This is a genomic window from Colwellia sp. MB3u-45 (assembly GCF_014077005.1).
In the GTDB taxonomy this organism is placed as follows: domain Bacteria; phylum Pseudomonadota; class Gammaproteobacteria; order Enterobacterales; family Alteromonadaceae; genus Cognaticolwellia.
In genome coordinates this window covers 106,737-126,368 of the sequence record NZ_JACGVC010000047.1, presented here as the reverse complement: position 1 = coordinate 126,368, position 19,632 = coordinate 106,737, and the positions used below count along the sequence as shown (strand labels likewise).

16 protein-coding genes are annotated in these 19,632 nt (G+C 40.4%); 7 read left to right on the top strand and 9 right to left on the bottom strand.

Annotated elements, in window-relative coordinates; genetic code table 11:
• The first annotated feature begins 520 nt into the window (after window positions 1–520).
• The 6 genes from H4J41_RS10070 to rfbB all read left to right on the top strand — a co-directional run bounded on the left by H4J41_RS10070 (window position 521) and on the right by rfbB (window position 6,614).
• Window positions 521–1,477 (top strand): DHHA1 domain-containing protein, encoded by a 957-nt coding sequence (locus tag H4J41_RS10070; RefSeq protein WP_182138273.1) that lies wholly within the window; start codon window positions 521–523, stop codon window positions 1,475–1,477.
• 53 nt (window positions 1,478–1,530) lie between these two features.
• The gene (gene galE, locus H4J41_RS10065; RefSeq protein WP_182138274.1) at window positions 1,531–2,541 is read left to right on the top strand and encodes a UDP-glucose 4-epimerase GalE; all 1,011 of its coding nucleotides are present in this window, start codon (window positions 1,531–1,533) and stop codon (window positions 2,539–2,541) included.
• 323 nt (window positions 2,542–2,864) lie between these two features.
• Complete coding sequence (gene rfbA, locus H4J41_RS10060) at window positions 2,865–3,743, top strand: glucose-1-phosphate thymidylyltransferase RfbA (protein WP_182138275.1); 879 nt, start codon at window positions 2,865–2,867, stop codon at window positions 3,741–3,743.
• 232 nt (window positions 3,744–3,975) lie between these two features.
• Window positions 3,976–4,548: a dTDP-4-dehydrorhamnose 3,5-epimerase gene (rfbC, locus tag H4J41_RS10055; RefSeq protein WP_182138276.1), complete on the top strand. Its 573-nt coding sequence runs from the start codon at window positions 3,976–3,978 to the stop codon at window positions 4,546–4,548.
• Between the two features lie 14 nt (window positions 4,549–4,562).
• On the top strand, window positions 4,563–5,438 hold the full coding sequence (gene rfbD, locus H4J41_RS10050) for a dTDP-4-dehydrorhamnose reductase (RefSeq protein WP_182138277.1): 876 nt from the start codon (window positions 4,563–4,565) through the stop codon (window positions 5,436–5,438).
• A gap of 69 nt (window positions 5,439–5,507) precedes the next feature.
• Window positions 5,508–6,614, top strand: a complete 1,107-nt coding sequence (gene rfbB / locus H4J41_RS10045) for a dTDP-glucose 4,6-dehydratase (RefSeq protein ID WP_182138278.1) — start codon at window positions 5,508–5,510, stop codon at window positions 6,612–6,614.
• Between the two features lie 428 nt (window positions 6,615–7,042).
• Here rfbB and H4J41_RS10040 read toward each other — a convergent pair whose 3' ends face one another.
• Window positions 7,043–8,263, bottom strand: a complete 1,221-nt coding sequence (locus tag H4J41_RS10040; protein ID WP_182138279.1) for an EAL and HDOD domain-containing protein — start codon at window positions 8,261–8,263, stop codon at window positions 7,043–7,045.
• A gap of 290 nt (window positions 8,264–8,553) precedes the next feature.
• Between H4J41_RS10040 and putP the strand changes: the two genes are divergently transcribed.
• Window positions 8,554–10,041, top strand: a complete 1,488-nt coding sequence (gene putP, locus H4J41_RS10035; RefSeq protein ID WP_182138280.1) for a sodium/proline symporter PutP — start codon at window positions 8,554–8,556, stop codon at window positions 10,039–10,041.
• 681 nt (window positions 10,042–10,722) lie between these two features.
• Here the strand turns inward: putP and H4J41_RS10030 are convergent.
• The 8 genes from H4J41_RS10030 to H4J41_RS09995 form a co-directional block, all read right to left on the bottom strand.
• Complete coding sequence (locus tag H4J41_RS10030) at window positions 10,723–11,436, bottom strand: DUF3379 family protein (protein WP_182138281.1); 714 nt, start codon at window positions 11,434–11,436, stop codon at window positions 10,723–10,725.
• A complete protein-coding gene (locus tag H4J41_RS10025) occupies window positions 11,429–11,944 on the bottom strand; it encodes a sigma-70 family RNA polymerase sigma factor (protein ID WP_259364503.1) in 516 nt (171 codons plus the stop codon). The genes H4J41_RS10030 and H4J41_RS10025 overlap by 8 nt, the downstream gene beginning before the upstream one ends.
• A gap of 448 nt (window positions 11,945–12,392) precedes the next feature.
• A complete protein-coding gene (locus tag H4J41_RS10020) occupies window positions 12,393–14,081 on the bottom strand; it encodes a BatD family protein (protein ID WP_310649836.1) in 1,689 nt (562 codons plus the stop codon).
• Window positions 14,075–15,964 (bottom strand): tetratricopeptide repeat protein, encoded by a 1,890-nt coding sequence (locus tag H4J41_RS10015; RefSeq protein ID WP_182138283.1) that lies wholly within the window; start codon window positions 15,962–15,964, stop codon window positions 14,075–14,077. The genes H4J41_RS10020 and H4J41_RS10015 overlap by 7 nt, the downstream gene beginning before the upstream one ends.
• 1 nt (window position 15,965) lies before the next feature.
• The gene (locus H4J41_RS10010; protein ID WP_182138284.1) at window positions 15,966–16,985 is read right to left on the bottom strand and encodes a VWA domain-containing protein; all 1,020 of its coding nucleotides are present in this window, start codon (window positions 16,983–16,985) and stop codon (window positions 15,966–15,968) included.
• On the bottom strand, window positions 16,982–17,560 hold the full coding sequence (locus tag H4J41_RS10005; RefSeq protein ID WP_182138285.1) for a DUF4381 domain-containing protein: 579 nt from the start codon (window positions 17,558–17,560) through the stop codon (window positions 16,982–16,984). Before H4J41_RS10005 ends, H4J41_RS10010 begins: the two co-directional genes overlap by 4 nt.
• Complete coding sequence (locus H4J41_RS10000; protein WP_182138286.1) at window positions 17,548–18,561, bottom strand: DUF58 domain-containing protein; 1,014 nt, start codon at window positions 18,559–18,561, stop codon at window positions 17,548–17,550. The genes H4J41_RS10005 and H4J41_RS10000 overlap by 13 nt, the downstream gene beginning before the upstream one ends.
• Window positions 18,562–18,576: 15 nt before the next feature.
• On the bottom strand, window positions 18,577–19,533 hold the full coding sequence (locus H4J41_RS09995; protein WP_182138287.1) for a MoxR family ATPase: 957 nt from the start codon (window positions 19,531–19,533) through the stop codon (window positions 18,577–18,579).
• Window positions 19,534–19,632 lie beyond the last annotated feature (99 nt).

Below are 19,632 nucleotides of genomic sequence, written 5' to 3'. Positions count from 1 at the left end.
ACCATTAGCAGGCGATTAACGCGATGGGCTAGCAAACACTTGCAGCGGGTATTATTTTTTCAATTGGCATTGATGCCGAATACGGTTAAATTTCATTTAACCGATGGACTAAAGTCCAACCTAAATCAAGCCTACGGGTGACAATGTAGATTTCGATGATTGTTTTGTAGGTCAGACTTCAGTCCGTCAACTATATAGCGAGCCATTAACGTAATGGACCAAAAAAAATCTGAAAAAGGTACTGTTTTGTCGTTCGCATTGATGCCAAAGACGGTTAAATTTCATTTAACTTGATGGACTAAAGTCCATCCTACAATAGCCCACATAAAACCTACGGGTGATAATGTAGCCTTGGGCGATTGTTTATGTAGGTCGGACTTTAGTCCGTCAACTCTCAGCAGGCGATTAACATGATTGATAGCCGGCGATTAACCCGATGGACTAAAATCCAAGCTAGATCAAACTTACAAGTAACTTATGCTAACTTTATCGGTAAACAATTTATATAGGAGATTTTTGCATGCATTATGATGTTTTTAATGGCGATGCTGATGGCATTATTGCCTTGTTACAACTGCGCTTGGCTCAACCGAAAGCCTCAACACTGATCACTGGCGTTAAACGCGACATTCAATTATTACAGCAAGTACCTGTAGACCAGGCAACTTCTGTTACCGTGCTTGATATTTCTATGGAAAAAAACATTGTCGCTTTAGAGGCCTTGCTTGCCAATAATGTTGAGGTGTTTTATGTAGATCATCATCGCACGGGTGAAATACCGACCTCTGCGCATTTAGATAAAATTATAGATATTGACGCCAATACTTGCACCTGTTTATTGGTCAATCAATATTTAACTGGCAAATATGCTTTATGGGCTATTGTTGGGGCTTTTGGCGATAATATGTTAACAGCGGCCGAGCAGTTAGCGCAGCAAGCTGGTTTGTCAGATAACGAAAAAACACAGCTGAAAAATTTAGGGATTTATATTAACTATAACGGCTACGGTCGCACGGTTGATGATTTACATATTGCCCCTGATGTTTTATTTACTACTTTATTGGGTTATCCAGACCCCTTTACCTTGATTAACGAAGCCAACTCTATTTTTGCCATTCTTGAGCAAGCCTACTTAAGCGATATGGCACAAGCTAAACAGGCGAGCGTATTGCATGATGATGCAGCTTTGCAGCTCATTGAGCTTGAAGATGCCGCTTGGTCGCGCAGAGTCAGTGGGGTTTATGGTAATGAATTAGCCAATCAGGAGCCTGATAAAGCGCATGCGGTGATCACCTTAAATATTGATGCGAGTTACACGGTAAGCCTTCGTGCCCCTATTAATAATAAAGTGGGCGCTGGTGAACTTTGTGCACAATTTGACACCGGTGGTGGTCGAGCGGCCGCGGCGGGCATCAATCAACTACCAAAAGAAAAACTTGGTAAATTCATTGCGTTGGTGTCAAAATATTATCAATAGTTTACTTTCGGGTATTCAAAAATAAATAGCATTAACCTTATAAGGATTTAAAGATGAGTTTGTTGATCACAGGCGGAACGGGTTTTATTGGTAGCCATACCGTTATTGAATTACTGGCGCTAGATAAAGACATTGTTATTGTTGATAATTTATCAAACTCTTCAACATTAGTGCTGGACCGTATTAAACAAATAACAGACAAGTCGGTAACCTTTATTCAAGCTGATATTTGTGATCGCCAAGCACTAAAGCAAGTATTTGAGCAACATGACATTGAAGCTGTAGTGCACTTTGCCGGTTTAAAAGCTGTGGGTGAGTCGAGTGTTTTGCCATTAAGTTATTATCATAATAATGTCTCTGGTTCGGTAACACTGTTGCAAGTTATGGCAGAGCATAACGTTAAAAACTTAGTGTTTAGTTCATCAGCAACTGTGTATGGTGAAAATAATCCCTCGCCACTTGATGAAACTATGCCAACGTCTGCGACCAATCCTTATGGTCAAACCAAACTGATGATCGAAAATATCCTCTTTGATCTCGCACGCAGTGATGAGCAATGGTCAATCGCCTGTTTACGTTATTTTAATCCGATTGGCGCACACGAATCGGGTCTTATTGGTGAAAACCCTAATGGTATTCCGAACAATTTATTGCCTTACGTGTCACAAGTGGCTGTTGGCCGATTAGCGCAATTACAAGTTTTTGGTGACGATTATCAGACCCCCGATGGCACAGGCGTTAGAGATTATATTCATGTAGTAGACTTGGCCCAAGGGCATGTTAAAGCGTTAGCGGCATTAAGTGACATTAAAGGCTGTGTACCGATTAATTTAGGCACAGGTAATGGTACCTCGGTGTTAGAGATTGTTAACACCTTTCAAGAGATTTCAGGACAAGATATCCCTTATAACATTGCGCCACGCCGAGCCGGTGATATTGGCACCGTTTACGCTGATGCAAGTGTTGCGAAAACCTTACTCGACTGGCATGCAAAACTTGATTTAGCTACTATGATTACAGATACTTGGCGCTGGCAGTCTAAAAACCCCAATGGTTTTGAATAGTTAATTTTTAATAGCTAAGCTACTGATTTTAATTCGACGTGAAGCTCTTAGCTAGAAGTGAAGCTGTTAGCTAGAAGTGAAGCTGTTAGCTAGAAGTGAAGCTCTTAGCTATCAGCTGTCAGCTTTCAGTAAAACCAAGTAGATATTAGTACGCTTGGCAGATGAATAACTGAGAGCTAATGGCTATTTTATTGACAGCTGTATTTAAGTTTGATGGACTAAAGTCAAGCTAGATATAGCCTATGGGTGATAATGCAACTTTAGGTCATGTTTTTAAAGCACAATAATTACTGTACTGAATTTATTATAAACAAGGACGATTTATGCATAAAGGAATAATTTTAGCCGGCGGCAGTGGCACACGACTTTACCCACTCACGAAAGTTGTTAGTAAGCAGCTGATGCCTGTTTACGATAAACCTATGGTTTATTATCCACTTGCGACACTAATGCAAGCAGGTATCCAAGAAATACTCATCATATCAACACCAGAAGAAACCCATCGTTTTGAAGAACTATTAGGTGATGGCTCAAATTTTGGTATTACCCTCTCTTATAAAATTCAACCTAGCCCAGATGGTTTAGCCCAAGCCTTTATATTAGCTGAAGATTTTCTTAATGGCTCTGCGGCGGCTTTAGTACTTGGTGACAATATGTTTTATGGCCACGATTTGGTCAAGTCACTTAAAAATGCTAATGCACAATTAAGTGGTGGTACTGTATTTGGCTACCATGTGTCGAATCCAAGATCATATGGTGTGGTGGAGTTTGACGCGAACGGAACGGCAATATCTGTTGAAGAAAAACCTCAAGTGGCTAAGTCAAATTATGCGGTACCTGGTTTGTACTTTTTTGATGCTCGCGTAGTGCAATTAGCTAAAAATGTTAAGCCTTCAGCGCGCGGTGAATTAGAGATTACTGATGTGATTGAGCAGTATTTGCAAGCGGGTGAATTGAAGGTCGAAATTATGGGCCGTGGCACGGCTTGGCTTGATACCGGTACGCATGACGACCTACTCGCTGCAGCACAGTTTATTGCTACTATTGATAAGCGCCAGGGTTTAAAGGTTAACTGCCCTGAAGAGGTTGCCTTTCGTAATGGTTGGTTAACTGAAGCAAAGCTGCGTGAAATTGCCCAGCCTTTACTTAAAAGTGGCTATGGCGAATATTTGATCAAGCTGATTGAAGAGCGGGTATTTTAAAGCGTTTTTCTCCTGCTGTTCTCCTTCATTTATCCCTGTGAGATATGCTTTTATTTTTGACAGGAAGGAAACAATGAGAAGGGAATGAGGTTTTTAACAAAAGAGCTTTTGGTTTTTATTTTATCTCCTTGTAGGGGCGACTTTAGTCGCTTTTTGGATTCATAATTAGGTTTTGCCACGGCGAATGAATTCGCCCCTACATAAGTTGATTTTGAAGTTTTGATGGGATTTTATGAATTATATTGATACTAAAATAGCCGACGTTAAAATTATTGAACCGAAAGTATTTGGTGATGAACGTGGTTTTTTTATGGAAACCTTCCGTGTTGATACGTTTAATGAGCATTGCTCTGAACATGCTTTCGTACAAGACAACCACAGTAAATCGAGCCATGGTATTTTGCGCGGCTTGCATTACCAACTGAAAAATACTCAAGGTAAGTTAGTACGTGTTACCTCAGGTGAGGTTTATGATGTTGCGGTTGATATGCGTAAATCGTCGGCTACTTTCGGTCAGCATGTCGCCGTGGTGCTTTCTGGTGAAAATAAGCGTCAACTATGGGTACCTGAAGGTTTTGCCCATGGTTTCTATGTTATGAGTGAGTCAGCAGAGTTTGTTTATAAATGCACAGATTATTATGCGCCAGAGCATGAAGTATCACTATTGTGGAATGATCCAGCGTTAAATATTCAGTGGCCGCTGGTTGATGGTAAAGCGCCTGTGTTAGCCGCAAAAGATGAAGTGGGGTTGTTGTTTAAAGATGCCCCCGCGTTTACTGCTTCGTTTACTTCTTTATATAGGTAACGTCAGATAAAACCATGAAAATAATTGTTATAGGCAAGTCGGGTCAATTAGCTTGGGAGTTAAGTCAGCTTTCATCTCCTGAGCATGAAATACTCTGTTTAGGGCGCAATGATATTGACTTGCAAAATATTGCAGCAATCACTCATAGTTTACAGCTGCATAAAGCTGCAGGTGTTATAAATGCTTCTGCCTATACCGGCGTAGATAAGGCTGAAAGTGATGTTGAAAATGCCTATGCCCTTAATGCCAAAGCGGTAGGTAATTTAGCGCAGGCGTGTAAAATTTTATCTGTGTCTTTTGTGCATATATCGACAGACTTTGTTTTTCATGGTGATAAAGGCGCGCCTTATTTACCTGAGGATGAAATACGGCCTTTAGGGATTTATGGCGCGAGTAAAGCCCAAGGTGAGCAGTTAATTACCCAGGTTTACCCAGAGCGAAGCACCATTATTCGCACGTCTTGGGTGTATTCAACACACGGTAATAACTTTGTAAAAACTATGCTGAACTTAATGAATACCAAGCCTGAACTTGGCATTATTAGTGACCAGATAGGGTCGCCTACTTACGCGAAGGGCTTGGCTGCAGCTTGTATTGCAAGCTTAACGCACAATATCACAGGTATTCATCACTATACCGATACGGGTGTTGCTAGTTGGTTTGATTTTGCTGTCGCTATTCAAAATATGGGCTATGAACTGGGTTTATTAACTAAAAAAATACCCATCAAACCGATAACCACTGCCCAATACCCAACGCCGGCCAAACGGCCACATTATAGTGTGTTAGATAAGAGCAGTTTAATGTTTGCCTTGCCTGAGCTTTCGTTTGTTCACTGGCAAGCACAGTTGGCCACTATGATGCATGCGTTAAAAGCAGAGCAGTCTTAATTTATTGTTTATTTATTATGTATTGCTGAGTGTTAAGCGCTTATATATCAAATTTTTTAGAGAGTTGTTATGAAAAAATTATTAGTTACAGGTGGTGCAGGTTTTATAGGGGCTAACTTCGTACACTACTGGATGGCAAAGTATCCAGCCGATAAAGTTGTTGTACTTGATGCACTAACGTATGCCGGCAATATGGCTAATTTAGATAGTGTAAAGGATGAAGGAAACTTCACTTTTGTGCATGGCAATATTTGCGACCAAGCGTTAGTTGAAGCACTACTGATTGAACAGGGTATTGATACCTTGGTGCATTTTGCGGCAGAATCTCATGTTGACCGCTCAATTACTGGCCCTGATGCTTTTATTGAAACCAATATTATGGGTACGTATAGCTTACTTAAAGCGGCGAAAAAAGTTTGGTTAGACGGCAAAAGTATTCTTGAAGGACATAGGTTTCATCATGTGTCTACAGACGAAGTGTACGGCACGCTTTTAGCGACCGATCCTGCTTTTACAGAAGATACTGCTTACGCCCCCAATTCGCCTTATTCTGCCAGCAAAGCGGCAAGTGATCATTTGGTACGTGCTTATCACCATACTTATGGTTTAAATGTTACCACGAGTAACTGTTCAAACAATTATGGGCCGTTTCATTTTCCTGAAAAGCTTATTCCTTTAGTGGTTACTAACATTTTGCATAATAAAGCTTTGCCAATATATGGTGATGGCCAACAAATTCGTGACTGGCTATACGTTGAAGACCACGCTTATGGCATTGATTTAGTCTTACAAAATGGTCGAGTGGGTGAAAACTATAATATTGGTGGCGATAATGAATGGGCAAATATTGATATTGTTAAAACCATTTCAAAACTGGTAGAACAAGAATTTATTAAAAATAAAGCTTTAGCAACACGTTTTCCGAATGCAAAAGCGGCCATTGAGCAAAATACTGAATCACTTATTACTTATGTCAAAGACCGGCCTGGCCATGACCGTCGTTACGCTATTGACGCGACTAAAACCAATAATGAGTTAGGCTATCAACCTAAAGAATCATTTGAAACCGGTATCGCTAAAACGGTTGCTTGGTATTTAGATAATGAATCCTGGTGGCAGAGTGTGATGGATGGCTCATACCAAAATTGGATAGCAGAGCAATACTCGTCAACTTAAGTCTATAAGCTTTGACGAGGCTATTTTATCTAAATACTATCTTAAATTTAACGCTGAAGAAGACGTGGATATTTATATGTCTTTAAAAATCTGATATTTTTGAATAGCCTTTTTGAATAACCAAACACTGTTTATTCTTGATTAGTATTTATGCCACAGGTAGTTAAATTGCATTTAACTCGATGGACTAAAGTCCAACCTACATAAAAAATACAGGTGATAATGCAACCTTGGGCGGTTGTTTTGTCGATCGGATTTCAGTCCGTCAGCTGTTAAGCAGTTGATTTACGTGATCGGCAATCAACCATTTACAGCTGAGTCTTGTTTTTTCAGTCGTCATTTGTGCCAAAGAGAGTTAACTGAAAGCTGATCGCTATTTTTACTGACAGCTATCTATGCCACGCCTTTAAATTTTTGTTAAGTGATGACTAATAATTGGCAAGTTTTTGTTCATCTGCCCAAGCGATTGCTTGATTATAGCTTTTAAGGACAGTGGCTTTGTTTAAGCCAAGCTTGGCCATGACTATGTTGGTTTTTGACCACTCGGCTCGTTCAATAAACTCTAACAGCATAATTAAGGCCGCCATATCACCTTTACGGGTTAATAACGTGTCTTTGATTTCTTGAGCTAGTGGCAACTTGGTGAGAATATTGGCTAAGTCTTCGTCAACAATGGCATCAATTAACGACAATAAACCGGTTAAAAAGGCAATTGAGCTATCTAGTGGTGATTTAATTTCACTGGCCATTAAATCACAAAATTTTGCTCGGATCATAGCCTCGTTAATAAGTTCAGATGGCTTATCAGGATTAATATTTGCTGCAAACATTAAACCCAGAAAACGTATTAATTCAGCTGAGCCTAATATAACAAGTGCTTGTTTAATCGTTGAAATATCAGTGCGACGTTTGAAAATTGCTGAGTTAGCATAACGCAGTAGTTTGTAGGACAAAGTAACATCGCGTTCAAAAACTGATGTAATACTGGCAAGGTCTAACTCTTTTTTTGAGGTTTCATAGAGGAGTTCTGCCATTGCTATTTGTGATGGCGATAGACTTTTGGTTTTTATCATCTCAGGCTTAGCGAAAAAGAAGCCTTGAAATAATTCAAAATCTAACGCTAATGCTTGGTTATATTCTTCGTAGGTTTCAACTTTTTCTGCCAGCAATTTAATGTGCGGAAAATCTTTAATGGCAGCTTTTACAATTTCTATGGTGTCTAATGTGGTGATTTGCCAGTCAATTTTAATGATGTGTATAAAAGGATAAAAGTGCTGCCATACAGATTGATGAATATAATCATCTAACGCGATAGTATAGCCTTTTTTATGTAAATCTTTGCATATCGATAATAACTTTTTACCTGGCTTTACGGTCTCTAAAATTTCAACAACCACTTCTTCTGGTGTTAATGTTTCTGGATAACCTTTAATGAGGGTTTCTAAAGTAAAATTAATAAAGGCAGGTTTATTGCCAGTAAATTCACTAATGCCAAGATTAAAGTTACTGGCTTCAATAATTTTTGTTGTCGCTTCGTCACCATCAATATCGGGGAAAACATTGATGATGCTATCGCGAAACAACAATTCGTAGGCAAATAGATTTTTATCTATATCTAATATTGGCTGCCTAGCTGCGTAAAAGTACATTCAAATTCCTAATTAATCCTATGTTATAAAAAATAATTTTAGTTTTTTTATTTAGTATTATTGTTTAGTTAACTTAATTTTCACATTAGCTGATTCATTTATAACACAAATAATTGTTAATACTTACGAAAAACATGGAATCAATTATTAACTAAGCCTATTATTGTTGTTCACGTTCAATTGAGTAGCAATGTGCTATATATTTGAACAGTTTTAATACCAAACAAATCAATGACCGTTAAGTGATAAAATAAATTGGTTCGATTGGTATAATGTTTTTCGGAGGTTAAATGGCTGTAGGAACGATGATTTCATTGGCACTATACTTTGTTGTTATGTTGGGAATAGGTATTTATGCCTATAGAAAATCAACTAGCGATGTATCTGGTTTTATGCTTGGGGGACGTAGTTTAGGACCTGGGGTAACAGCGCTTTCTGCCGGGGCCTCTGACATGAGCGGTTGGATGCTAATGGGTGTACCCGGGTTAATGTTCACAGTAGGCTTGAGCAGTGCTTGGATTTCTTTTGGTTTAGTCCTAGGTGCTTATTTAAATTACCTTATCGTAGCACCAAGATTAAGAACTTATACCGAGATGGCAAATGATTCGATTACTTTGCCCGATTTTTTCGAAAATCGCTTTGCTGATAGCTCACACGCACTTCGCATCACTTCTTCGATTGTTATTATTTTATTTTTTACCTTATATACTTCTTCAGGCATTGTTGCCGGTGGTAAATTATTTGAAAGTTCGTTTGGCCTAACCTATGAAGTAGGTTTATACATTACCGCGGGTGTTGTTGTACTTTATACACTTTTTGGTGGTTTTTTAGCCGTGAGTCTGACTGATTTTGTACAAGGCTGTATTATGTTTGTTGCCTTGGTGCTTGTGCCCATTGTCGCGATCTCTGATGTTGGAGGTACTGACGCTATGATGCAAGCTATTGAAAAGGTCGACCCTGCCTTCATAGACTTATTTAGTGGTGTCACTGTTATCACCATAATTTCTGCCATGGCATGGGGATTAGGTTATTTTGGTCAGCCTCATATTATTGTACGCTTTATGGCTATTCGTTCGGTAGAAGATGTACCGGCAGCCAGAAGAATTGGTATGAGTTGGATGATCGTTTCATTGTGTGGTGCTATGGCTACTGGTCTTGCCGGTGTGGCTTACGCGGCTAAAGTAGGCTTGGTAGTTGATGATGCGGAAACAATATTTATCTTATTAGGGCAGGTACTGTTTCACCCTCTTATCGCTGGCTTTATTCTTGCGGCGATTCTAGCGGCGATTATGAGCACCATTTCTTCGCAATTATTGGTGACATCAAGTTCATTAACGGGCGATATTTATCAAGCCTTTTTGAATAAGAACGCTAGTGAAAAGCAACTAGTCTTGGTTGGCCGAATATCAGTTGCCTTGGTAGCTATTGTCGCTATTTTTCTTGCTTACGATAGAGAAAGCTCAATATTAACTTTAGTCAGTAATGCCTGGGCCGGTTTCGGTGCTGCATTTGGACCCTTGGTTATTATGAGTTTGTATTGGAAGAAAATGAATCGACATGGTGCATTAGCCGGTATGTTGACCGGAGCTATTACCGTTTTAGTGTGGATATATGCGCCTATAACGCTAAATGGTCAGCATCTTAGTGACGTGATGTATGAAATTGTACCTGGCTTTATTATGGCAAGTATCGCTATTGTATTGGTTAGTCGCTTAACAACCAAAGAGCAACCAGAAATCGAAAAGTTATTTGATGAGGTTGTTGCTAAGCATAGTTAACTATAGCTAAAAACTAAAATAAGCTGATAGAGAGAGCTTTGAGTTTTAAGTTATTAGCTGTCAGCTGTCAGTAAAAAATTTAAGTAGTTTTAAGTAAGTTATAGAAGCCGTTAATTCATGTTAACGGCTTTTTTTTGTTATTTTTCTTTTTGAGTAATAGTTTTTTAAGCTGACGGCTTTAATCTCTATCTATTGTTAAATCGTGGAATTTAAACCCAAGCCATTAAGTTAGCTCTCACTTAGCGCTTGCCAGAGCTTTTAGAATAAATAGCATTTTGTATAGTGACTACCTATGCAAGAAAACTATGGGCGGTTATCGAAGCGCGAGGGAACGGCATAAGAGCGAGTTTAAAGGCGACTTAATATGCGGTATTTACTATTTGATAAGGAGCTAACAAGCTTGTTATTAGCCACTCATAGCGGCACAACACTAGTACGTTGATGTACAAAGGGTGAAGAACATTGGGGCAACGTATTAGGAGTGAACGAGCATAACTATTATCTTGATGAAGTTTGGGTAACCGCTCTAATTGGCCTCAGATGCAAGCTATCAATGTCTGCAGCAATCAACACATGGATGTAGGTATTCAGGTTCAGTCTGAAACGACGAACCTGTAATCTAAGTTTTTTTAAGTTGGCTAAGTGGTAAAGGATTTATTGGCATGAGTATCAGTTTGACGACTAAATTGACCAAGTAATATGATCACTCACTCGTTCTTGCCATTGCTTTATAGGCTCGTTCTTATCTCCTACTACAATGATATTTGAATGATTAAAGTTTAATGACCGACCTTGTAACTTATCATTAGCAAAATTAGCAACAAACTTAATGTCTTTGTCATCGGGTAAAATAAAAATATTGACCGGACTTGATTGACCTTGAAACACTAAATGCAGGCTGTTACTGCCATTAAAGCGACAATAATCAGCGAAGATTAAGTTACCCAAGGTACTATCAAAACTGCCCTTAAATGTCGCCATTTTCTCATTTAATGAGGCCAGTGTTACCCTTGGTTGATCATTGTTAGAGAAGTGCGATGCTTCATAATTAACATGCGCAATAGCATAGTCACCCAAGTTTTTATAGGTGTTAGAAAACATCATAAAGTTAACGGTTAAGCCCATCACCAGTGCAACAGATGCTGCCATCGACAAACGCACACGTGTTTTACGTTTTTGTTGCTGATGGCTAGCAAAAGTTTGGCGTAAAATTAACTTATTAGCTAAATCTTCAGGCACGGGGATATGCATGGCTTGAGCGATTTTATGTTCTAATGTGTCAAGTTCTTGCGAAAATTTTTGTTTTGCGGAATCACTTTTAATCGCGGCCTTGATAGCATCATCACGGTTATTTGGCTCTGCTAGCATACTGCGTCTAAATTTTAAGTCATCCATTGTGTAGACCTCTTAATTTTGGCTCGTCGTCTACGGCCTCTTTCAATTGATTGCGTGCACGAAATAATCGTGTCATCACGGTATTTTTATTGAGTGACAAGATGCCGGCAATTTCTTCACCACTGAAACCACCAATTACCTGTAAAACTAAGGGTTCACGATATTCTTCAGGCATTTTTGCTATTTTTTCCCGTAACCAGTAGTTTTCAATTTCCTGTTCGCTACTGGTGGCTTTGACATCGGAAATAGTGGCTTCTTCATATTCGCTCATGTCAAAACGCTTACGCTCAAAACGACGAGCGTTTTCTCTGCGCAAAATAGTGATTAACCATGACTTTGCCGCCTTTTCGTCTTTCAACGAGTCAAGCGCGCGCCATGCACGTAAAAATGTTTCTTGCACTAAGTCTTCGGCAATATGCTTATCGTGGCATAACCAGTAGCCATATCGATATAAATCTGCATGTAATGCTTTAACGAGTGCTTCGTATCTAACTTGTTTTGTCGCCATGTTGTAAAAGACCTGAGGCTTTGTCATTTTATTTCACACAAAAGCATTTATTTACATAGTCCCACTATAGCTCAAATAACTGCTTGAAATTTAATTGAATTAACTTTTTCTAGATGTAGCTGTTGTTAAAAAATTTTCAAGTCAAAAGTGATGTTTTTTAGTGGTAGGTTTTTAGTGTTAAGTTATTAGCGCTAGGTTTTTTGGCTCTACGGGGTTAATCGTTTGCTTAACGCTTAACGCTTAACGGACTGAAGTCCGATCGACAAAAAATTGGCCAAGATTGCATTCTCACTCGAAGTTTTTCTGTAGATTGGACTTTAGTCCATTAAGTTAAATAAAATTTAACTATCTTTGACACAAAAGCCGACCTTGAATAGCTCGGCTTTATTTATGTTGAACAGGTGATTTCAATAACGTTAATTTAGAGCAGCTTAATTGCTAGACGCTGCTAAGGATTAATGCTGATATCAACCACGGATGATTTGCTGAATTTGCTTTTATTCAATGCTTGAATGGCAAGGCTCAGCTTGTTGCCTGACCAAGCACTTGGATTTTTTCCATAATAGCTTTGTTGCAACTCAATAATAGCGTTAGACAGTGCGGGGTCGTTAAAATAATCGTGCAATGAGTCAAGTGTTGTTAGTACTTGGCTTTGATTATTGTCTAATGATTGTTGCTTTGATTGATAGCGTGCCCATGGCAGCAAACATGCTAAGGCTAATTCGCCATTATTTTTCTTACAGGCAGCTAAGATAGCAAGATGAGCATTATTGACCTTGGTGTTAGTTTCACTATTGGCTTGCTTAGGCTTAAAAGGGCGCTTTGCTGTTATATACCAAGCTAATAAGGTGAGTAACCATAAGGCTAGAAATAGCCATTGCAAGAAGCTGTTTTGCTGAATGATTACGCTTTCTACAACCCTGGGTGTTGTTGGGTTTTCAAGATTAATACGCGGTGGTTGCTGCTGCATAGTACTTGGTGCTATATCAGCGTTGGGTAATATGATGATTTTTTGCCCTGCTATTGTGGCTATTTCTGCTTTATTAGTGACGGTATTCCACCAAGGAATACTAATTTCGGGTAACTGATATTCACCGGCTTTACTGGCAACAATGGCAAAGTTAACCACTTTTTGGCTGACTAAACGTTCATTGTTTAGGCCAGTATGCAGTTTAGCTTGATCTGGGTACACTTTAAGTCCTTGCGGAACTTGCATGTTAATTTCAGGTAGTTGCTCCTCTGAAAGCCCGACTGCGGTGAGCGTAATGGTGCGAGTGATCGGCTCACCCACTTTAAATTTTCTTGGCGCGGGTTGAAACTCTTGCTGTAAAGCGAATAATTCGCTGGGCAACCATAGCCCGCTAACTTGTGCTGGAATAGCGTTAACCGTTAACGCTATATCGTCACCTACAACACTAACCGGTTTAGTATCGGCAAAACTTAAAAAGTTAGATCGCCTTGCCGAGGCTATGATGATCTCGCCAGAAAAAACCGGTGCTTTTAATATCATATCACCGCTTTTTTGTGGGCTAATGGCGTACACGCGTTCAATAACCCGATAACGTTTGCCTTTGATAATACTTTCTGATTCTTGGTCTTTGCCGATTTGTAAAATATTCGCGCTGACCAGGCTTGGCTCACTCAAACTGCCACGCTTTAATTCTGCAGCGAAGTGTAGCCTTACGGTTAGCGTGATTTGCTGTTGTACGTATAAGTCGGTGGCAGAGGCTTGTGTGGTGATAAACAGGTCTTGCTGGTTTGAAGTGGCTGATTCGTTTGCCGCTAGTGAATTAATGGTGATGATTTGGGTTTTGAAACCATTAATGTCAAACGCGGGTATCACTAGCTCACCTGAACTTCGAGGTATTAACACTGTATTCCATGTCGTGGTGCGTGTGGTGTCAAAATTGATCATGCTCGTTTGTGAGCTAACCGATGTTCTACCGACAATAAAGTCAGTTAATAGTGCTGATGTATCTAAGGCGTTTGCGTTAACATCATCATCGGCGGTAATGGTTAATATTATTGATTCATTAGCCATGGTCAGGCTTTTATCAACCGATGCGCTGACTTTTGTTAATGCGTAGCTATGACATGATAATAAAATAGCCAACAAAGAAATTATAACTTTTACCACTTTTTCTTAACTCCTACATTTCGACGATCTTGACTACGTTTTTGATACTCTAACTGCATTTTATTTCTCAGTAACATATAGGGGTCATCAGTGACTTTGTTGAGTAATTGTTGATGTTTTTGTTCGGTTTCTTTGGCCAATTGTTCAGCTAGCTCTTTAGCTGCTAGGCTTTGTGCATCGCTTGAATCTTCAGGGCTTTTCGCTTCTTGTGCATTTTTAGCTTGCTGTTGTTCTGATTGCTGTTGTTTATCGCGGTCATTTTCTTGCTGATCTTTTTGCTCTTGGCCTTCTTCAGCATCTTTTTGCGCAGAAGATTCATCTTGTTCGCCTGGCTCTTGTTCTTCTGAGTTCTGTGGACTTTGCTGCTGTTCGCTGTCTTTGCTGTCACTATTTTCGTTTTGGCTGTCTTGACTCTCACCGTCTTGGTTTTCACCCGGCTGATCATTGTCTTGCTGGTCGTTGTTTTGTTGATCATTTTGCTGTTGTTCGTCACCTGATTCTTGTTCTTGCTGTTCTTGTTGTTGCTTTAACTTTTCAAGCAAGGCTTTATTCGCTTTTGCATCGGCTAAGTTTGGATCACGCTGTAAGGCTTGTTCATAGGCCGCTATCGCGTCGTCAAATTTTTCTAATTTAGCTAAAGCATTACCTTGATTAAATAGCGCCTCTGCGGTGTTTTCTTGTTTAAATGCGGCTAAGGCTTGTTGGTAATCACCGGCTTTGTAGTAGGCACTACCTTGCCATAGTGGGTTTTTAAATTGTTCTGCTGCTTGCTGATATTGCTCACTGTTAAAGTACGCTTGACCTTGTTGATCTTTAGTTTTCCAAAGATCTTGCCAAATATCAGCCTGAGCCTGGTTATTGGGTATTAACATGAAAGCGAACGGCAGGGTTGCCAGTAGTGCGCCACGTCTAAAATAACTTAACACCATTGGCAGAATTAATAACAGCAGGTAGGGGCCAAACTCTTGCCATTGATCGCCGGTATTTTCACTGGCTTTGGTGTTGTCTGTGTCTATGTCAGTGCTGAGCGGTTTGAAGGTCAGTCGTTCAATATCTTTGTTGTTCTGGGTCAGGGTAGCGTAGTTGCCTCTACCGCGTTGAGCTAAGCCCTGCAATGCTTGTACTGTTAACTTAGGCACAATAATCGCGCCATTGTCATCTTTCATCAGTTCGCCATTACTGAGTTTAATGGGCGCGCCCGTTTTTGTACCAATGCCAAGAATATTAAGCCGATAAGGATGATCGCGTGACCATTGGGTTATATCTTGAATATCAATATTATCGATACCGTCAGTGAACCAATAAATATCGCCGTCTTTATGACCGGCATTGATTAACATTTCATTGGCCAGTGCCAATGCGGCAAATGGGTTGCTACCCAGTACCGGCATAAGTTCGGGGCTTAATGAGGGTAAAAGTAATTTTATATTATTGCTGTCATCGGTTAACGGACTAATGTTAAAAGCATCGCCCGCATAGGCAATCAGACCGATTTCACCATCTTTAATACTATCGAGTAAATCTATGGCTTTATAACGTGCGCGTGTCAGGCGATTAGGAGCAACGTCGGTGGCATACATTGAGTACGACATGTCCATGATCAGCACTGAGCCTTGTGCTACTTGATACACTGGCTGTGGTAGTTTTTGCCAACTCGGTCCTGCCATGGCTAAAATTGACAGTAAGCCGATTAAAAACGGTAACAGCAATGAGTTAGATTTTGCTTTAGCGTTACCTTGCACTAATACTTTTGCTAAATGTGCCGGTAACAGTTGCTGCCAGCCTGACTGCTTAACACGCAATTTTTTTAACATAAACAGCATTAAAAATAAGCCAATAATAGCTAATAGCCAGAGTGGGCGAATAAAATGAAAGTCAGCCATATTAATCCGTCACTCCAGTTGCTGCTTTTTTGCTGAGGAAAAATTGCCCATTGGAGATGCTCTTAGTTAACAGCGTGAGTAAGCTTATCAGTAACGCTAAGCCTAAAGGCCAGTGGAACAAAGCGGTTAAAGGTCGCATCTGTTGTTGTTCTTGTTCTACGGGTTCAAGAGCGTCCAATAGTTGATAAATTTCACTCATGTCTTCACTGGCGCGAGCGCGAAAATAATAACCACCGGTTTCATCAGCCAGACGTTGTAAAGACTCTTCATCAAGATCACTTGAAGGGTTGACGCGACGAGCGCCAAATAATGAGTTTTGCACCATAACATCAGCGCCAATACCAATAGTGTATATGGTGATTTTTTTTGCCACGGCTAATTCAAGCGCTTGGTCGGGGGTAATTTTACCCGCGGTATTTTGACCATCGGTGAGTAACAATAAAACCCTATTCGATTCTTTTTTTTCATCAAAGCGTTTAACCGCAAGTGCGATAGCGTCACCAATTGCGGTTTTTTTGCCGACTAAGCCCAACACGGTTTCATCAAGCATTTGTTGCACAGTTTTACGATCAAAGGTCATCGGCGTTTGCATATAGGCATCGTCACCGAATAAGATCAAACCTAACCTGTCACCGCTGCGTCGTGCGATAAATTCACCCAGTAATTGTTTTAACATATCAAGACGATTAACGCTGCGGCCATTAAGGCTCATATCTTCTACTTGCATACTGCCGGATAAATCAACCGCGATCATCATCTCGCGCCCTTCAGTGGGCACATTGACGGATTCACCTAGCCATTGTGGCTGAGTGCTCGCCAGAACCAGTAACAGCCAAATAAGGCTGAGTATGAGTATTGATGACTTTTTCTTTTCGGGGGCAAACTCTTGTGTCTGAATACCTTTAATGATGGTGGGCATTCTAAGTGGCGCGGCTTGTACTTGTTTTTTAGCCGGTAACCAATAGACAAGTAACGGCAGCGGTAGGGCGATTAAGGCCCAGAGGAAATCAAAATGTATCATGATTTTGCTCCATCATTTTCAATCACTACGTTAGCTGATTTATCTGCTGCTGGGCTGTTATGCAAGCCAGTGTTTGTGTTATTAATTGTTGCAGCCGCTAACCTAGCTAACTCTTTTTTGGGTGGTAAAGCATGGCTAAGCCATAATTTCGCTGCGCTTGAAAATTCAGCCGATATTATATTTGCTGTAGTACTTACCGCAGTACTTTGGTAAACAGAAACAAAGTGTTCGGCGCTAAGTTCAGTAAATTCTTGCTGATGCTTAGGGGGTAATGTGGCGATTAAAAAGCTTTTAAAAGCATTGCCAGTTAAGTGTGCGACTTGTGATCGTGGAAAGTATTGTAAAGCCGCCCATTTTAGTAGGGCTACCATAGCGCTGATGTCAGTCGCTGTTGATAATTGTTTGAGTGCCATTTTTTTCGCCTGACGTTTAATCATGGCTTGTCGCAGTTTTAATAGGCCATAAATGATTAAGGCTAAAACAATAACGGCTAAAAGCCACCAACCTGGTGCGATAAGATAACCGTGCACATTGGCCGGTAGATGAATATCACTTAATTGTGCTAGCGGATCCATGACGCTACTCCGCGATGTAATTGAGTTTCGAGTGCTTCACTGGCACAAAAGTGCAGTAAGCGCACGCCAGCTTTGGTTAGTTTTTCTTCTTTGGTGTTACTTAAACTCAGGGCTTGTTGATGATATTTTTCAGCCAGTGCAGGGTCACCGAGTATTAATTGTTGACGCTCATCACTATCATCACCATTAGTGATGCCAACGCTAATTTTCTGTTTACTCTCTGGCAGTTTTTGTTCGAGTGGATCGCTGAGCAAGCAAACGACTAATTCACAATGTCGCGTAATATGAGCTAAATGGCGCACCGCTTCATCCGTGAGATTAAAGGCATCGGTGATCAGATACACTAAGCTACCGGGTTTAGCGAGTTGGCGAAGGCGCGCACAGTTTTGTTCAAAGGCTAATATTGCTTGTTCACGGTCTAAGGGCTCGCTAGCAATAGTTAAAGAATCAGCGTGTTTCGTAACTAACGCATGCAAGTAATGCAAAACACCTTGTTGCCTGCTACGGGGTTTTAATTCTTGGTGACTGTGTTGGTTAAAGACAATACCGCCAATGCGATCGCCGCGTGACTTGGCATGCCAAGCCACTAAGGCTGCAACATGCGCTGCTTGCACTGATTTAAAAAGTAAACGGCTACCAAAAAGCATGCTGGTGCTTAAGTCGGTGGCAATAAGCACGGGGCGTTCCACTTCTTCATGAAATAATTTTGTGTGTGTTTTTCCTGTGCGAGCCGTTACCCGCCAGTCAATAGCGCGAATGTCGTCACCATTTTGATAATGGCGAACTTCATCAAACTCCATGCCTCGGCCTTTGCTGCGGGCGAGATAATTGCCTGACATTTTGCCACGTAAACTTTTCGAGGCGGCTAAATTAATCAGTGAGCTTTTAGCCTGATAACGAATTAACTCTTCAATGGTTAATTCGATGCCATTACTGACCAGTTCATTAAGCAACAATTGCGGGTTGTTTTGCTCGGTCGATTTTTTTTGATTAAACCACATAAAGGTAACTTGCGCTTAGGCAACCGCCACTAAGCTGAGTAAGTGATCAAGTAGTTGATTACTACTGATACCTTCTGCTTCAGCTTGATAAGTCATTATTATTCGGTGACGCAATACGTTGTGAAAAACCGCTTGAACATCTTCAGGGCTAACAAAGTCTCGGTTATTTAGCCAAGCTCTTGCTCGTGCACAGCGGTCAAGTGCGATAGTAGCGCGCGGGCTAGCACCGTAGGCAAGCCATTGTTTTAATTTGTCATCGTACTTTTCTGGATGACGAGTTGCCATGATCAAATCAACGATATAGTTTTCCACCGCTGGCGCCATATGAATTTGCATGGTTTCTTTGCGAGCAGAAAAAATATCAGCCTGAGTCATTTTTTCAATGGCTTTTGTTGCTACTTTTAATGCTTCACCGCGGTTAAGTTTTAAAATTTCTAACTCACTAGCGGCATCAGGATAATCGATTTCAACATGCATTAAAAAACGGTCAAGTTGCGCTTCAGGCAGTGGATAAGTGCCTTCTTGCTCAATCGGGTTTTGTGTTGCCATGACTAAAAATAATTCAGGTAAGGGATAAGTATTGCGGCCGACCGTAATTTGGCCTTCCGCCATCGCCTCCAATAAGGCAGACTGAACTTTTGCCGGCGCGCGGTTTATTTCATCGGCTAAGACTAGGTTACGAAATAATGGTCCGGGTTGAAAAACAAAGGTACCATCTTCAGGGCGATAGATATCTGTGCCGGTTAAATCTGCTGGTAATAAATCAGGGGTAAACTGAACGCGATGAAAGTCTGCTTCGATACCTTGCGCTAATGCGTTAACCGCACGAGTTTTTGCTAAACCCGGAGGACCTTCTACAATAAGATGTCCATCAGCTAAAAGCGCTATCAGTAAGTTTTCAACAAGGGCGTGCTGTCCAATAATTTGTGAAGATAAATGTTCTTTTAATGAGGAAAAGTGTTCAATAGCCATAGTTTATCGTTCTTATTGATTAAAAAAGTTTAAGTCAGCAGGTCTGACACATAAGTTGATATAAGGTTCAGCTTTTAAAAAAACAACCATCAGGACAAA

Bases quoted from the DNA above. Each gene is read 5' to 3' on its own strand.
- H4J41_RS10070 (WP_182138273.1), top strand. From the start codon at position 521: ATGCATTATGATGTTTTTAATGGCGATGCTGATGGCATTATTGCCTTG.
- galE (WP_182138274.1), top strand. From the start codon at position 1,531: ATGAGTTTGTTGATCACAGGCGGAACGGGTTTTATTGGTAGCCATACC.
- rfbA (WP_182138275.1), top strand. From the start codon at position 2,865: ATGCATAAAGGAATAATTTTAGCCGGCGGCAGTGGCACACGACTTTAC.
- rfbC (WP_182138276.1), top strand. From the start codon at position 3,976: ATGAATTATATTGATACTAAAATAGCCGACGTTAAAATTATTGAACCG.
- rfbD (WP_182138277.1), top strand. From the start codon at position 4,563: ATGAAAATAATTGTTATAGGCAAGTCGGGTCAATTAGCTTGGGAGTTA.
- rfbB (WP_182138278.1), top strand. From the start codon at position 5,508: ATGAAAAAATTATTAGTTACAGGTGGTGCAGGTTTTATAGGGGCTAAC.
- H4J41_RS10040 (WP_182138279.1), bottom strand. From the start codon at position 8,263: ATGTACTTTTACGCAGCTAGGCAGCCAATATTAGATATAGATAAAAAT.
- putP (WP_182138280.1), top strand. From the start codon at position 8,554: ATGGCTGTAGGAACGATGATTTCATTGGCACTATACTTTGTTGTTATG.
- H4J41_RS10030 (WP_182138281.1), bottom strand. From the start codon at position 11,436: ATGGATGACTTAAAATTTAGACGCAGTATGCTAGCAGAGCCAAATAAC.
- H4J41_RS10025 (WP_259364503.1), bottom strand. From the start codon at position 11,944: ATGGCGACAAAACAAGTTAGATACGAAGCACTCGTTAAAGCATTACAT.
- H4J41_RS10015 (WP_182138283.1), bottom strand. From the start codon at position 15,964: ATGGCTGACTTTCATTTTATTCGCCCACTCTGGCTATTAGCTATTATT.
- H4J41_RS10010 (WP_182138284.1), bottom strand. From the start codon at position 16,985: ATGATACATTTTGATTTCCTCTGGGCCTTAATCGCCCTACCGCTGCCG.
- H4J41_RS10005 (WP_182138285.1), bottom strand. From the start codon at position 17,560: ATGGATCCGCTAGCACAATTAAGTGATATTCATCTACCGGCCAATGTG.
- H4J41_RS10000 (WP_182138286.1), bottom strand. From the start codon at position 18,561: ATGTGGTTTAATCAAAAAAAATCGACCGAGCAAAACAACCCGCAATTG.
- H4J41_RS09995 (WP_182138287.1), bottom strand. From the start codon at position 19,533: ATGGCTATTGAACACTTTTCCTCATTAAAAGAACATTTATCTTCACAA.